This window comes from Deltaproteobacteria bacterium (assembly GCA_028818775.1).
GTDB lineage: Bacteria > Desulfobacterota > Binatia > UBA9968 > JAJDTQ01 > JAJDTQ01.
Map to the genome: position 1 here is coordinate 1 of JAPPNE010000096.1, position 13926 is coordinate 13926.

Below are 13926 nucleotides of genomic sequence, written 5' to 3' on the forward strand. Positions count from 1 at the left end.
CGCGGGCGGCGGCGAAGTCGCCATGGGTCGGCGCGCCGGTCGGCCGTCCGTCGGCCTCCCACAGCTTCGCCCGCACCAGCGCCTTGGGGCAGTGGTTGAACGCGGTTTCGACCGAGACGACCATGACGACGCGAGGCAGCTTGCCGCGCACCTCGAAGCGGCTCAGCAGATCGGGCTCGGTGCTGATTGTCGCCGTGCCGTTGACGCGGTAGGTCTCGTTCGATCCCGGCACCATGAATATAATGCCGACCTTCGGGTTGCTGAGCAGGTTCTTCATGCCGTCGGTGCGGTTGTTGCCCGGCCGGTCGGGGATCAGCAGGGTGCGGTCGTCGAGAAGCTGAACGAAGCCCGGTGCGTCGCCCTTGGGCGAACAATCGATCTTGTCCCCGTCCGACGTCGCCAGGATCAGGAACGGCGACGCCGAGATGAAGGCGCGCCCGACTTCGGTGATATGGTCGGTTTCCTTGGTAGCGACGGCGGGCAGCGGGCTGGCGTAGATCCGGCCGAGACCTTCCAGTGATGTGACGGTGTGCGGGCGGGTCTTGTCGATGGTATCCATGTCGCGCGTCTCCTGTGCTTCGGGCGGATTGCCTAAGGTAGCGATAGTCATTATACAGCCTGTCCCTACGCCACGCCGCCGTTCACCCGGCGGTTCTCCTCCACCCGGATCTTGATGATGCGGCGGCCTTCCATGTCGGCGATGGTGAGGCGGTGGCCGTCGGTTTCGATCTTCTCGCCGCCGCGGGGTATGCGCTTCAGCTTGGCCAGCACGAAACCCGCGAGGGTGTGGTAGTCCACCGATTCCTCGAAGGGCAGGTCGTAGTCGGACTGCAGGTCCTTCAGCAGGGCGGAGCCCGACACCACCAGGGAGCCGTCGGGGAGGCGCTCCACCGGCCCGCGCTCCTCGGCGTCGTACTCGTCGCGGATCTCGCCGACGATCTCCTCGATGATGTCCTCCAGGCTGGCCAGCCCTTCCACCTCGCCGTACTCGTTCACCACCAGGGCCAGGGCCATGCGCCGGCGCTGCAGGTCTTTCAGGAGCTGGCTGATGGGCAGGGAGCTGGGCACGAAGAAGGGCGGGTGCAGCATGTTGCGCAGGTCGATGGCCTCATTGGCCTGCATGGCCCGCAGGATGTCCTTGTTGTAGGCGATGCCCAGGATCTGGTCCAGCTCGTTCTCGTACACCGGCAGCCGCGAGAAGCCGCTTTCGACGAAGTTCCGCAGCACGTCGTCCGGCTCGGACTCGACGTCGATGGCGTGGATCTCGGTGCGCGGCACCATGACGGCCCTGACCGGCGTGTCGGCGAAGTCGAAGACGCTGTGGATCAGCTCCTTCTCGGTCTCGTCGAAGATCCCCTTGGCGGTACCTTCGCGGATGATCGACTTGACCTCCTCCTCGGAAATGAAGCTCGCGGAACCGGTCTCCCTGCCGCCGAACAGCCGCAGGACCACGTTGCTGGAGCGGGTGAGGAACGCCACGAGGAACGACGTGCACCTGGAGATGGCGTCGATGGGAAGCGCCACCCAGAACGCGATGCGCTCGGAAAAGCGCAGCGCCAGGGACTTGGGGACCAGTTCGCCCAGCACCAGGCTCAGGTAGGCGATGGGCAAAACCACGATGAGGATGGCGGCGTAGTTGCCCCAGGTTTCGGCGTAGGGTAGCGGCAGCGACTGGATTTGCGGCGTGAGGACCTGGATCGCGCCGGCGCCGCCGATGGCGGAGGCCAGGGTGCCGACGAAAGTGATGCCGATCTGCACCGTGGCCAGGAACCGGTCGGGCTCGTCCTTGAGCCGGCCCAGGGCCGCGGCGGCGCGCCTGCCCTTGCCCTTGGCCTTGCCCTGCACCTGATCGATGCGCGTCCTGCGCGTGGCGATCACGGCGATCTCCGCGGCGGCGAAGAAGCCGTTGGCCAGGATCAACAGCAGGATGACCGTGGCGCCCAACCATAAACTCTCGAACATGGAAACATCTCCCATCCGGATTGCCGGGACGTAAAGGGACACGGAGGAACTCCGCTCCGGATCGAGCCGGACGCGGGCGTTCCCGACAGACGCGCGGTCGGTCTAGGGGTGCATTTGTCCCGATGGGGCAATCAAGAGTTTGGGGAAGCAGGGGAGGGCGATGGAAGCCTTCAGGGCCGGAATGCGCGACGGCGGTATACTGTCGTCTTGTGGGTCGTCGGACATCTTGTGGAACTCCTTGTCTCCTGCACCGGGAGACGGCCGATATTCTGCCAGAAATCTCCTTCATCCGTGACAAAAAAGCAAGCCCTTTTGCATACCTCAAAACCCGGAAGGCCACCTGGTCTGGTTGACCTGCACCCCCTTATCCGTTATGCAGACCACTTTGAGCGTTTGGCAATGACGACTCGCCAAGTCCCACGACTGCTGCAGGAATGTCTCGACGGGGGTTCCTTGGCGCCGGGCGACGCCCTCCTGCTTTCCGGTGTCGAGGGAGATGAGTTCACGGCGCTGCTTCGAGCGGCCGCCGAGTTGCGCGACCGCCACAAGGGGCGCACCGTCACCTTCTCCCCCAAGGTCTTCATCCCGCTCACCAACCTGTGTCGCGACTTCTGCGGCTACTGCACGTTCCGCAAGGCGCCCGGAGAAGACGGCGCCAGGACCTTGTCCTTGGACGAGGTGCTGGAGACGGTGCGGCAGGCCAAGGCGATGGGCTGCACCGAGGTGCTGTTCAGCCTGGGGGACAAGCCCGAGGCCATCTACCCGGAGATGCGGGAGTTCCTCCGTCGGGCGGGCTACCGCCGGACGCTGGAGTACCTGTACGAAGCCTGTCGCGTGGTGCTGGAGGAGACCGGGCTCCTGCCCCACGCCAACCCCGGGCTCATGGCGCGCGCCGACCTGGAGCGGCTCCGCCGGGTGAACGCGAGCATGGGGCTCATGCTGGAGAACGTCAGCGAGCGGCTCATGGAGCCGGGCGGCGCGCATGCCGACGCGCCGGACAAGAAGCCGGCGGCCCGGCTGCGGACTTTGGCCGAGGCCGGGCGGCTGGGCATCCCGTTCACCACCGGCATCCTCATCGGCATCGGCGAGACCTGGGAGGAGCGCATCGCGTCGCTCTACGCCATCCGGGAACTGCATGAACGTTATGGCCACATCCAGGAAGTGATCGTGCAGAACTTCCGCGTGAAGCCCGAAATCCCCATGCGCGACCGACCGCACGCGGACTACGACGACGAGGCCGGGACCATCGCCCTGGCGCGGCTGATCCTGGGCGGCGACATGAACATCCAGGCGCCGCCCAACCTGACGCCGGAGTGTTACGAGTGGTACCTGAACGCGGGCATCAACGATTGGGGCGGCGTGTCCCCGGTGACCCGCGATTTCATCAACCCGGAGGCCCCCTGGCCCGAGCTGGTGGAACTGGCGGAGCGCACCGCGGCCGCGGGTTTCGTCCTGCGGCCCCGGCTTCCCATTTACCCGGAATACATCGCCCGGGCGGAGCGGTTCATCGCGCCCGAGCTGATCCCTTTCATCGAGAGGTTGTGCGGCGAGGACGGCCTCGCCGCTCTCGGAGGACACCATGAGCCACATCGAAGCGATGTTCGACTATGACGACGGGGCGGAGCGGTTGTACGAGCTGCTGCCCCGCATCGAGACGCGCGTCGCACGGATCCTGGAGGACGCCCTGGCGGGGCACGAGGTCACTCGGGAGGAAGGCCTGATCCTGTCCGAAGTGAGCGGCGACGAATTGGCCGCCCTGTCCGTGACCGCCGATCTCATGCGCCAGGCCAAGGTGGGCGACCGCGTCACCTACGTGGTGTGCCGCAACATCAATTTCACCAACGTCTGTTACGTGGGCTGCAAGTTCTGCGCCTTCCACACCGGCCCCAACAAGCCCGGGAGCTGGGACCACTCGCTCGAAGATGTGGCGGACAAGGCCGAGGAGGCGTGGAACCGCGGCGCCACCGAGATATGCATGCAGGGCGGCCTGCCGCGCGGCATGACGCCGTTCTACTACCGCGACCTGCTCCAGGCCATCCGCTCGCGCGTTCCCGGCATCCACATCCACGCCTACTCGCCCATGGAGATCACCTACGGGGTGGAGCTGACCGGCATGCCGCTGGCCGACTACCTGCGCATGCTGCGCGACGCCGGCCTCGATAGTGTGCCCGGCACGGCCGCGGAGATCCTCGACGACGAGGTGCGCATGGTGCTGTCCAAGAACAAGGTCAGCACCGAGCAGTGGAAACGGGTCATCCGCACCGCCCACGAGGTGGGCATCTTCACCACCTCCACCATGATGTACGGCCACCGGGAGAACGGCAGCCACTGGGTGAACCACATGCTGCTGCTGCGCGACATCCAGAAGGAGACCGGCGGCTTCACCGAGTTCGTGCCGCTGGGGTTCGTGCACGAGAACACCGCGCTCTTCCAGCAGGGCCTGGCGCGTCCCGGCCCCACCGAGGAGGAAGACGTCCGCGTGCACGCGCTGGCGCGGGTGCTGCTCAACGACGCCATTCCCAACGTGCAGGTTTCCTGGGTGAAGATGGGCCGGCGCATGTCGCAGTTCTGCCTGCGTTCCGGCGCCAACGATTTCGGCGGCACGCTCATGGAAGAGAGCATCTCGCGCCTGGCGGGTTCCACCGAGGGCCAGATGATCTGGCCCCACGAGTTCCGCTCGCTGATCCGCGAGATCAACCGGATACCCGCCGAACGCTCCACCGGCTACGAGATCCTGCGCACGTGGGAGGCAGAGCCCGAGGTCCTCGCGAGCGAATTCGCTCCCGCCGCCGACGCTCCGGGCCACGCGGCCGCCGGCCTGTAAGGCGACGCCGGTGTCCAGGGACCCGAGTTCCAGGACACGGGTGCTCCTCACCGGAGGTACCGGCGGCGCAAAGCTTGTCCTGGGCTTCCACGAGGAGACGGCTCCGGAGGACTTGGTGGTCGTGTGCAATACCGCCGACGACTCGGTGGTGCACGGCCTCCATGTCTCCCCCGACGTCGATACCATCGTCTACACCCTCGCCGGCCTCATCGACCCGGCCAAGGGGTGGGGCGTCCGGGACGACACCTTTACGGTGCTGGACCAGCTCCAGCGACTCGGCAACGAGACTTGGTTCCGCCTGGGCGACCGGGATATCGCCACCCACCTGACCCGCACGCGCCTCCTGTCGGAGGGGAAGCCGCTGTCGCAGGTCACCGCCGCGCTGTGCCGCGCGCTGGGGGTGCGCTCACGCGTGCTGCCCATGACCGACCAGCGCGTGGAGACGCGGTTGGCCACGCCGGATGGGGAAATCTCCTTCCAGGAATACTTCGTCAAGGCACGCTGGCAACCGGAGGTCCTGAGCCTGTGCTACCGGGGGATCGAGGAAAGCCGCCCCGCGCCGGGCATGCTCGAAGCCATCGGTGACGCCGCCTCGGTGGTGGTGTGCCCGAGCAATCCCGCCACCAGCATCGGCCCCATCCTCGCGGTGCCCGGCGTGCGCCAGGCCCTGCGCGACACGCCAGCCAGGGTGGTGGCCGTGAGTCCCATGGTTCAGGGCCGTTCCTTCAGCGGTCCCGCGCACAAGCTCATGGCGACCCTGGGTGTGGAGGCGTCCGTCACCGGGCTCGCCGAGGCATACCGGGATTTCGTGGACGTGCTGGTCATCGACACGGAAGACCGGCATCTGCGGCCCGCTGTCGAGCGGCTCGGCGTCGAAGTCCGGACCACCTCCATCCGCATGGACACGCTGGAAGACAAGAAGCGGCTGGCGCGGGAGTTGCTGACAACAACCCCCTAATCGTCATTCCCGCGGAAGCGGGAATCCAGGGGCGGTGGTGGGGCGTTACAGCGGCGTTTCCCCGCCTCCCCACCCCTGGATTCCCGCTTTCGCGGGAATGACGGACTGGTCTTGCATCGTCGGGAAGTGGAGTTTTGACACAGCCTGTTTCGCGGGAATGACGAATACGGGCCTAGATCAGGCCGGACAGCAGGGTGGCGATCCCGAGGAAGCTCAGGAAGGCGACGACATCGGTGATGGTGGTGAGGAGGATTGAGGACGACTGGGCGGGGTCTTGCCCGAGTGCCCTCAGTACGATGGGGATCAAGGCACCGGAGACGCCCGCGATGATCACCGAAAGCACCATCGACACCGCGATGATCAGACCCAGGCCGTAGGAGCCGCTCCACAGAATCACGCCCACCGCGGTGGTCAACGCGATGGCGATACCGTTCCAGAAGCCGACGATGGCCTCCTTGAGCACTACACGGCCCCACTGCGCGACGCGGATCTCTCGCAGTGTGAGGCCGCGCATGGTTACGGCAAGCGCCTGAGCGCCGGTGTTTCCCGACTGCCCCGCGACCACCGGGAGCAGCACGGCCAGCGCGGTGAACTGGGCGATGGTATTCTCGAACAGCCCCACCACCGCGGCTGCGATGAAAGCGGTAAGCAGATTGACGTGCAGCCAGGGCAATCGCCGGCGCACGGCGAACGAGACCGTTGACGTGGCTCGTTCATCCTTGCTCACCCCCACCATGGTCTGTATGCCGAGGCTTGCCCGTTCCCTCTCCGCCTCCACCCTCGCTGCGTGGCGGATGACGCCTGTCAGCCGGCCGTCAAGGTCGACCACCGCAAGATCGGACAGGCGGTGCTCGTCCATCTTCTCCGCGACTTCCTCTCCGGTGGCCATGGGATCGACCACGGCATCCACATCCCGAACCAGATCACCGACGCGCTCCTCGGGTTCAGCCAACGCAAGGTCCTGAATGTCCACCCAGCCTGCCAGCCGGTTGTCGGAGTCCACGACGAAGAAACCCGAGCGCCCGGGCCGGCGGTCGCGCCGCAGCCGCCGGAGCACCTCGGCCACGGTGCTGCTTTGCCGGAGAAGCCGCGCCCGGGAGTCCATCAGGGCGCCGGCACGGTCCGGCGGATAGAGCATCGCGGACCGCACCTCCTTCGCGTCGCCCTCGTCGATCAACCCGAGCAGGTGCTCACGCGCGTCCTCATCGAGCGACGTCAGGAGGTGCGCCAAGCGAACCGGATCGAGTCCTTGCATGGTCTCGACCACGATCGATTCGGGCAGGGCGGTCAGCAGCTTCCGGGCGATGTCGGGAGACAGACGCTCCCACACCGGAAGCATGACCGCCACCGGCTGACGGGTGAAGATCTCCACCTGCTCCGAGGTCTCCAACGACTCCAGCGGAACGGTCGAAGCTCCCGGGTGGTTCGACAAGAACTCGGCCTCAAGCCGTTGATCGGCCTCGGAAACGGTCCCGGTCATGATCCTGGTTCCGGTGGGAGGGGCTCAGCTCCGTCGCTTTTCCGCCGGCGCCTCAATGAGAAGGCCGGACGCGGTGCGCCAGCATATGTCCGCGAGATCCAGGGCCAGTTGGGCCAGGTCCTCTCCCCCGGCCGGTGGTCCCTGTTCCGCCAGCGCGCCGAACAGGGTCATCCGCCGAACGATCCCCAGAAAGACTCCCCGGTGGTCGACCACGGGCAAGACCGCGAACCGCTCCCACGCGGGCAAGAGGCTTGCCTGGCGCAGGCTCGTGCGCGCCCGCAACGCCACCGGCTCCTTGTGCAGGAGGCCGGCGACCCGGCGATCGTCATCCTGGAGCCAGCACTGGCGCACGTCCGCGACGCCCACGAGGTGCTGTGCTTCGTCCAGCACGTAAACGTACTTGCGCAGCGACTCGGGGGCGCTCCGTGCAATCTCGGCCACTTCTCCGATGCGGGTGTCCGGCCTCGCCGTCACCACTCGCGCGTCAACGAGGGAGCCGACGGTCCCCACCGGAAAGCGCAGCACCAGCCGCAGCGGCAGAGATGCCCTGGCCGGCAGGGCGTTCAACAACGCGCCTCGGACGGTCCCGTCCAGGCGCAGCAACAGTGCCCCCGCCAACTCCACGGGAAGACACTCCGCCAGCGCCGCCGCCGCATCCGGCGCAAGACGCGCGAGTCCCGCGGCGGCGGCGTGCGGCGTCATGGCCCGCAGCAATCCCGCACCCACGGGAGCCGGCAGAGTCGCGAGAATCTCTCCGATGACCTCGGGGGCACACTCGTCCAGGATGTGGGCCGCGTCGGACGGATGGTCCTCGACGAACCGGGATGCCATTGGACCGAGCATGGTCCGCTCAACCCTCCCTCTCCTTGAGCACCGAGGCTTGTTCGTTGAACAGCCGGGCGGGCACCATGGTCCGTCCCTGCTCGGTATCGAGAATCACGGCCGAGCGGGTGATCTCCAGGATCTCGCCCTCGAAGGACGCCACCGCCACTCGCTGCCCCACGCGATAGTTCCGGCGTACGTAGTGGGCCGCGATGAGATTGCCGGTGGTGCCTCCCGCCCCGATCCCGAACGCAACGGCCGCTCCACCCAGCAGTGCCGCCGTTGCAATCGTGACCACGTTCACCAGCAGGGTCAGGTCGATGCCGAGCTGGCTCACCACGATGATGCCGGCGAACGTGAGGGCGACCACTCTTGCCATGCGCCCGAGAAGGCCGGCGTTTTCAAGTCCGGCGGAACGCGCTGAAGCGGTGACCACGGCGGCTACCGGACCGCTCGCCATGTACAGCGCCAACGCCACAGCGGCCCACACCAGCAGCAGGGGCAGGTAAGCCAGGACCTCGGCGAAGATGCGGGCCACCCCCGGCAGGCCCAGTGACCTGGAAACCGCCGCCAGGAAGAAAAGGATCACCAGCCAGTAGACGGTGCACGCAACGATCCTGGAGATTGGCCACCGGAGGTCGAAGTGGGGTTGGCCGACGCGATCGCGCACCGCGTGGAACACACGGTCGATGCCCGTGCCAAAGCGGGCGATCAGCGCCCGCAGCACGACGGCGACGAGCCAGCCGCCGAAGAGGAGCAGCACGGCGCCGACGACGCCCGGCACGAGGGCCGCCGCCGCTTCCACCATCTCCCGGTACGTGTCGTTCAGGGCCCCGAGCCAGATCTCGTAGGTTGCTTCCCAGCTCCACCCGTTCGCTTCCTGTTGCATTCGTTGTCCCGAGAGTCCTCTGCCGGCGAACCGGCCGAATGGAAGCCATGTTCCAGCGACGGCATTTGGGCAACATGGCCCCGGTGTCACCCGGCCGATACCGCGCGGAGCTGCCGAGCGTCGACCGGTTACAAGGTAGGGTGTGCCAAAACCCTTGTCAAATCACGATGATTCTCGCGGAACGGTCTTGCGGCGAGGGATGACGACGGTCAACCGCTACGCGCGGTAGTGGGTGACGTCCAAACCGTTGTTTCGTCCGAACGACCGCTTCGGGGTTGGGCAGGTTTCAAAATTGGCCGGGCAGGTGCTAAGCACTTCCATGATGAAGTTTGGCGCGCTCATTCCGGTCAAGGGGTTTCACGGGGCCAAGCAGCGGCTCTCCTCACGGCTCAGCCCGCGCGAACGTTCGGACCTGATGAAGGCCATGGTGCACGACGTGCTGACGGAGGTGACCCGTGCCCACGGCATTCACAGGACCTGGGTCGTCACCGGCTCGGACGAGGTGGCGCGCTGGGTTTCCGCCTTCAACGTGACGGTGATCCGGGAACAGGATGAGACCGGCGAGACCGACGCGGTCCACTACGGCCTTGACGTCATGAAGCAGGCGGGCATCGACGCTGCCTTGGTTGTGCCGGGCGATATCCCGCTGCTGCGCGCCGGCGACGTGGAGTCCGTGCTCCGTGCCGCGCCCGAAAGCCCTGTCTCGCCCTTCGCGATCCTGGTCCCCTCGCACGACCGCATGGGAACCAACGCACTGCTGCTGGCGCCTCCCGATGTCCTTCGGCTCCGTTTCGGCTACGACAGCTTCCGCTACCATCTGAGCGAAGCGGACGCCCGCGGGGCGTCCGTCAAGGTCATCGAGAACTCGCGGATCGCACTGGACATCGACGAGCCCGCCGATCTGCAGAAGCTCATCCCCCGCCTGGAGCACGGCCGTACCCATGACCGCCTTGCCGCCATGCGGGACAACGGCAGCGGATTCTTCGCGCGGGCCAGTTGACCCGCGAATTTCATGAAGTCGCGCACGGCAAGCACGCGGGTTGACGCGTAATGCGGCGTCTCGAGATCATCGCCGTGGAGGGGCTGGACGAGATCGGCCCGGGCGACTCGCTGGGGCGGCTGGTGGTGGAGGCGTGCGCGCGCCAGGGGCTCACCCCGCGCGACGGCGACGTGCTGGTGGTGGCGCAGAAGGTTGTTTCCAAGTCGGAAGGACGCGCGGTGGACCTGCAGACCGTGACACCGTCGGCGGAGGCCCTGCGGCTCTCCGCCGAGCTCGACGGCAAGGACCCGCGCCTGCTGGAGCTGATCCTGGGCGAGAGCCGCCGCATCGTCGCCAAGGGACGCAGCACCATCGTCGTCGAGACCCACCACGGCTTCGTGTGCGCCAACGCGGGCATCGACCTGTCGAACGTGGGCGTCGGCCGCGCCCTGCTCCTGCCCAAGGATCCTGACGGTTCCGCCCGTCGTATCCGCGATGAAGTGCGGCGACTCGCCGGGAAGACCGTGGGCGTCGTCGTCACCGACACGTTTGGACGTCCCTGGCGCCTGGGCACCACCGACGTCGCCATCGGCGTGGCCGGGTTCGGGCCTCTCATCGATTACCGCGGCGGGACGGACCCGTACGGATATGAGCTCAAGGCCTCGGTCACCGCCGTTGCAGACCAGATCGCCGGCGCGGCGGAGCTGGTCATGGGAAAGACCAGCCATATACCCGCGGCCATCGTCCGGGGGCTGGAACTGCCGCGGCGCGAGGGCTCGGCGCGGGACTTGATCCGGCCGGGGGAGGATGACCTGTTCCGTGGCGGCCGGTGACCCTTCGACTTCGCTCCGCTGACGCGGAGCTACGCTCAGGGCGAACGGAGAAACGGAGAATAGTGCCGTTCGTCCTGAGCCCTTCGACAAAGCTCAGGACAGGCGTAGCGAAGCGAAGTCGAAGGACCGCCTCGACGGGACCGTATTTGTCGGACCCGGCGCGAACGTGCTAAGAGCCTTCCCATGCAAGATTCCATTTCAATCGCTATTGTTGGAGGGACCGGAAGTCTGGGAATGGGCCTGGCGGGACGCTTGGCGCGTCCGGGCGTCCGGGTGCTCATCGGCTCACGGGACGCGCAGCGCGGCGCGGACGCGGCGAAGGATTTGAACGAAAGGCTGGGCACGAACTTCGTGGAGGGGATGCTCAACGCCGACGCGGTCCGTGAAGCGGAGCTTGCCGTCATCTCGGTCCCCTACGAGGGGCAGGAGAAGATGGTGGCCGACCTGGCCGGCGAGCTGCGCGGCAAGATCGTCATCGACGCGGTGGTGCCGCTGCTCAAAGGCCGGCCCTTCGTGCCCGAGGCCGGCTCGGCGCTGCTGGAGGCGCAGAAGATCCTGGGCGACGACACTCCGGTCATCGGCGCGCTGCACAACATCTCGGCGCTGGACCTGAGCGCGCCGGATGAACCCCTGGGCGACGTGCTGGTGTGCGGCGACAGCAGGGAAGCCAAGGAGCGCGTCATCGAGCTGCTGGAGCGCATCGGCGCCACCGGCCTGGACGCCGGTCCGGCGGCCAACGCCTATGTGGTCGAAGGGCTGACCGGCGTGCTCATCGCCCTCAACCGCCGCTACAAGTCGAAGCACGCCAGTGTGAAGATAACGGGCATTCACTAGCAGCCGGTGTGACGCGCCACACTGGAGTCGAGAGGCATATCCATGAGCCTGCCTGTCATCGATGCCGACGGTCATGTGATCGAGGACGAGTCCATCGTCGATTACATCGAGGAGCCCTACCGCAGCCAGGCGAGCAAGCGCATCCTCACCCGGGTCTTCCCCTCCCTGGACCATCATCACCTGGGGCTCAAGTACCTGAGCGAGGGCGCCTTCGGCGGCGGCAAGCCCGTGACCCCGGAGGACTGGCGCTCGTTCGTGGAGCAGGCGGGGTTCGAGTGCAGCGTGCTGTATCCCACCTGGGGCCTCGCCATGGGCAACATCAGCATGCCGGACTGGGCGTGCGCCGTGGCCCATGCCTACAACAGTTGGCTCCACGACCGCTATCTCAAGGACAACCCGCGGCTCAAGGGCATGGCGCTGATCCCGCTGCAGGACCCGCGGGAGGCGGTGCGGGAGCTACGCCGGGCGGTGACCGAGCTGGGCATGCTCGGCGCCATGCTGCCCTCGCGCGGCCTGCCCATGGACCTGGGCCACAAGACCTACTGGGACGTTTACGCGGAGGCCGAACGGCTGGGCTGCGGACTCGCGGTGCACGGCGGCTGCCACCACGGCATGGGCCTCGACACCCTGGAGGCATTCGTTCCCATCGCCGGGCTGGGCCATCCCTTCAGCCTGATGATCGCGTTCTCCGGCATGGTCTACCACGGCGTCTTCGACCGCTTCCCGAACCTGCGGGTGGCCTTCCTGGAGGGGGGCGCCGGCTGGCTGACCTTCTGGATGGACCGCATGGACCGGTCCCACGAATTCTTCGGGGAGTGGAACTCCCACGGCAACTACCACGGCCCCGATCCGGACCATGAGCCCAGCCGGTACGCGCTGCTGGACAACGTCTTCGTGGGTTGCGAGGGTGGCGAGAACGGTCTCGACTACCAGATCCAGCGCGCCGGCAACGGCCGGTTCCTTTTCGCCAGCGACTTCCCCCACGAGATCGGCCCCGGCGACATCGGCCACGAGATCGCCGAGGTGGCCGAGCACCCGGCCCTCAGCGACGAGGACAAGGCCGCCATCCTCGCGGACAACGCGCGCCGCTTCTACCGGCTGGGGCAGTAGCCGAACCGTCTTGACGGGCGTGACCGCCGGCTTCGCGTTTCATCGAAACCGATAGCCCGTCACTCCTTCTCGCCGGCGTTCGCCGCCGCGTCGTCCAGGGCGTTGCCCCGCTGATACGCCGCGCGTCCGCTGAGCCGTGACCAGTACCCCTCGAAGGCCGGGCGCTTTTCGATGGTGCCGTATTGCATGCCCCAACCGATGTGCGACCCGACGTACACGTCGGCCGCGGAGAAGGTCTCGCCGGCGACGTAGCCTTCGCCCTCGACCGCTTTCTCCAGGGCGTTCATCACCGTGGCATAATTTCCGTAGCCCACCATGGATTCCTTGTCCTCCGGCACGGCGAAACCGAACATGCGGTTGGTGATCGCCGCCTCCAGCGGGCCGGCCGCGAAGAACAGCCAGCGGTAGTAGGCGCCGCGCTGTTCGCTCGGGGGCGCCAGGCCGGCGTCCGGGAAGGCATCGGCGAGGTAGGCGCAGATGGCGGCGCATTCGGTGACCACCGTGTCGCCGTGGCGGATGGCCGGCACCTTGCCCATGGGGTTAATGGCCAGGTACTCCGGCGATTTCATCATAGGACCGAACTCCACCAGCTCGGTGCGGTACGGGACGCCCGATTCCTCCAGCATCCAGCGCACGATGCGCCCGCGCGACATGGGATTGGTGTAGAAAACAAGTTCCGCCGACACGGTCATTCTCCTTTCAGCTTCTCACGCGTCCTCCGCGGGCATGTACTTGCCCTCTTCGTCCAGCGTGATCTGCTTGCGTTCGTTGAGGCGCCCCACCAGAGCCATGACGGTGGCGAACGCCTGGTCCGAGAAGGCGTCCAGCAGTTCGCTGAAGCTGAGGCGCTTCTCGCGCAGCATGTCCAGGGTCCGTTCCGCCAGCCGTTCGACGGCGTCGTCGCCGGCCGCCGGCGGCTGCGGCGCGGCCGGGGACTCGACCAAGTAGTCGTCGAGCACCGCCTTGCCCTGGTTGTGGTAGATGATCCGGTTGTAGCGGTAGCGCGGCACGTTTTCGGGAATGGTGGCGTCGATGCCCATCTTGGCGGTGGTGGGGACGCCGTTGGCGCTGGGCGGGATGGACGGGTCCAGGGGCTTGGAGCGCGCGTTGGACAGGATCACCGTATCCCGGTCCGCCTGCACGCGGGTGGCGATGGCCCACTCCACCTCCACGGGATCGAAGATGTCGATGTCGTCGTCGGTCACCACCACGTACTTGATGTCGGCGATGGACAG

At 66.9% G+C, this 13926-nt stretch carries 14 protein-coding genes; 7 read left to right on the forward strand and 7 right to left on the reverse strand.

Annotation, left to right across the window (positions count from 1 at the left end; translation table 11 throughout):
- Both OXU42_11585 and OXU42_11590 read right to left on the reverse strand, forming a co-directional pair.
- Positions 1-559, reverse strand: a 559-nt coding sequence (locus tag OXU42_11585; GenBank protein ID MDE0030029.1) for a pyridoxamine 5'-phosphate oxidase family protein, incomplete at its 3' end; no start/stop codon positions are given.
- A gap of 65 nt (positions 560-624) precedes the next feature.
- On the reverse strand, positions 625-1962 hold the full coding sequence (locus OXU42_11590; GenBank protein ID MDE0030030.1) for a hemolysin family protein: 1338 nt from the start codon (positions 1960-1962) through the stop codon (positions 625-627).
- Between the two features lie 399 nt (positions 1963-2361).
- On the opposite strand from OXU42_11590, the gene cofG reads away from it, so the two are divergent.
- Genes cofG through cofD form a run of 3 tightly spaced genes read left to right on the forward strand, consistent with a single transcriptional unit; the run spans position 2362 to position 5744 of the window.
- The gene (gene cofG, locus OXU42_11595; GenBank protein MDE0030031.1) at positions 2362-3573 is read left to right on the forward strand and encodes a 7,8-didemethyl-8-hydroxy-5-deazariboflavin synthase CofG; all 1212 of its coding nucleotides are present in this window, start codon (positions 2362-2364) and stop codon (positions 3571-3573) included.
- Positions 3542-4786: a 5-amino-6-(D-ribitylamino)uracil--L-tyrosine 4-hydroxyphenyl transferase CofH gene (gene cofH / locus OXU42_11600; protein MDE0030032.1), complete on the forward strand. Its 1245-nt coding sequence runs from the start codon at positions 3542-3544 to the stop codon at positions 4784-4786. Before cofG ends, cofH begins: the two co-directional genes overlap by 32 nt.
- Positions 4787-4796: 10 nt before the next feature.
- Entirely contained in the window at positions 4797-5744 is a 948-nt protein-coding gene (cofD, locus tag OXU42_11605; protein ID MDE0030033.1) for a 2-phospho-L-lactate transferase, read from the forward strand.
- Between the two features lie 172 nt (positions 5745-5916).
- Here the strand turns inward: cofD and mgtE are convergent, their stop codons facing one another.
- Genes mgtE through OXU42_11620 form a run of 3 tightly spaced genes read right to left on the reverse strand, consistent with a single transcriptional unit; the run spans position 5917 to position 8935 of the window.
- Entirely contained in the window at positions 5917-7224 is a 1308-nt protein-coding gene (gene mgtE, locus OXU42_11610) for a magnesium transporter (GenBank protein ID MDE0030034.1), read from the reverse strand.
- A gap of 24 nt (positions 7225-7248) precedes the next feature.
- Positions 7249-8067 (reverse strand): hypothetical protein, encoded by an 819-nt coding sequence (locus tag OXU42_11615; GenBank protein MDE0030035.1) that lies wholly within the window; start codon positions 8065-8067, stop codon positions 7249-7251.
- A 7-nt stretch (positions 8068-8074) separates the two neighbouring features.
- The gene (locus OXU42_11620) at positions 8075-8935 is read right to left on the reverse strand and encodes a mechanosensitive ion channel (protein MDE0030036.1); all 861 of its coding nucleotides are present in this window, start codon (positions 8933-8935) and stop codon (positions 8075-8077) included.
- A 319-nt stretch (positions 8936-9254) separates the two neighbouring features.
- Here OXU42_11620 and cofC point away from each other — a divergent pair, with 319 nt between their 5' ends.
- From cofC to OXU42_11640, 4 genes are all read left to right on the forward strand, one after another.
- Complete coding sequence (gene cofC, locus OXU42_11625; protein MDE0030037.1) at positions 9255-9935, forward strand: 2-phospho-L-lactate guanylyltransferase; 681 nt, start codon at positions 9255-9257, stop codon at positions 9933-9935.
- Positions 9936-9985: 50 nt separating this feature from the next.
- On the forward strand, positions 9986-10747 hold the full coding sequence (cofE, locus tag OXU42_11630) for a coenzyme F420-0:L-glutamate ligase (GenBank protein ID MDE0030038.1): 762 nt from the start codon (positions 9986-9988) through the stop codon (positions 10745-10747).
- A 183-nt stretch (positions 10748-10930) separates the two neighbouring features.
- Positions 10931-11581, forward strand: coding sequence for an NADPH-dependent F420 reductase (gene npdG / locus OXU42_11635; protein MDE0030039.1), 651 nt, complete (start codon positions 10931-10933; stop codon positions 11579-11581).
- 42 nt (positions 11582-11623) lie between these two features.
- Positions 11624-12691 (forward strand): amidohydrolase family protein, encoded by a 1068-nt coding sequence (locus OXU42_11640; GenBank protein ID MDE0030040.1) that lies wholly within the window; start codon positions 11624-11626, stop codon positions 12689-12691.
- Positions 12692-12750: 59 nt separating this feature from the next.
- Here OXU42_11640 and OXU42_11645 read toward each other — a convergent pair whose 3' ends face one another.
- On the reverse strand, positions 12751-13377 hold the full coding sequence (locus tag OXU42_11645) for a glutathione S-transferase family protein (protein MDE0030041.1): 627 nt from the start codon (positions 13375-13377) through the stop codon (positions 12751-12753).
- 21 nt (positions 13378-13398) lie between these two features.
- Positions 13399-13926 (reverse strand): UbiD family decarboxylase (locus OXU42_11650; protein ID MDE0030042.1); only part of this gene is annotated, 528 nt, incomplete at its 5' end.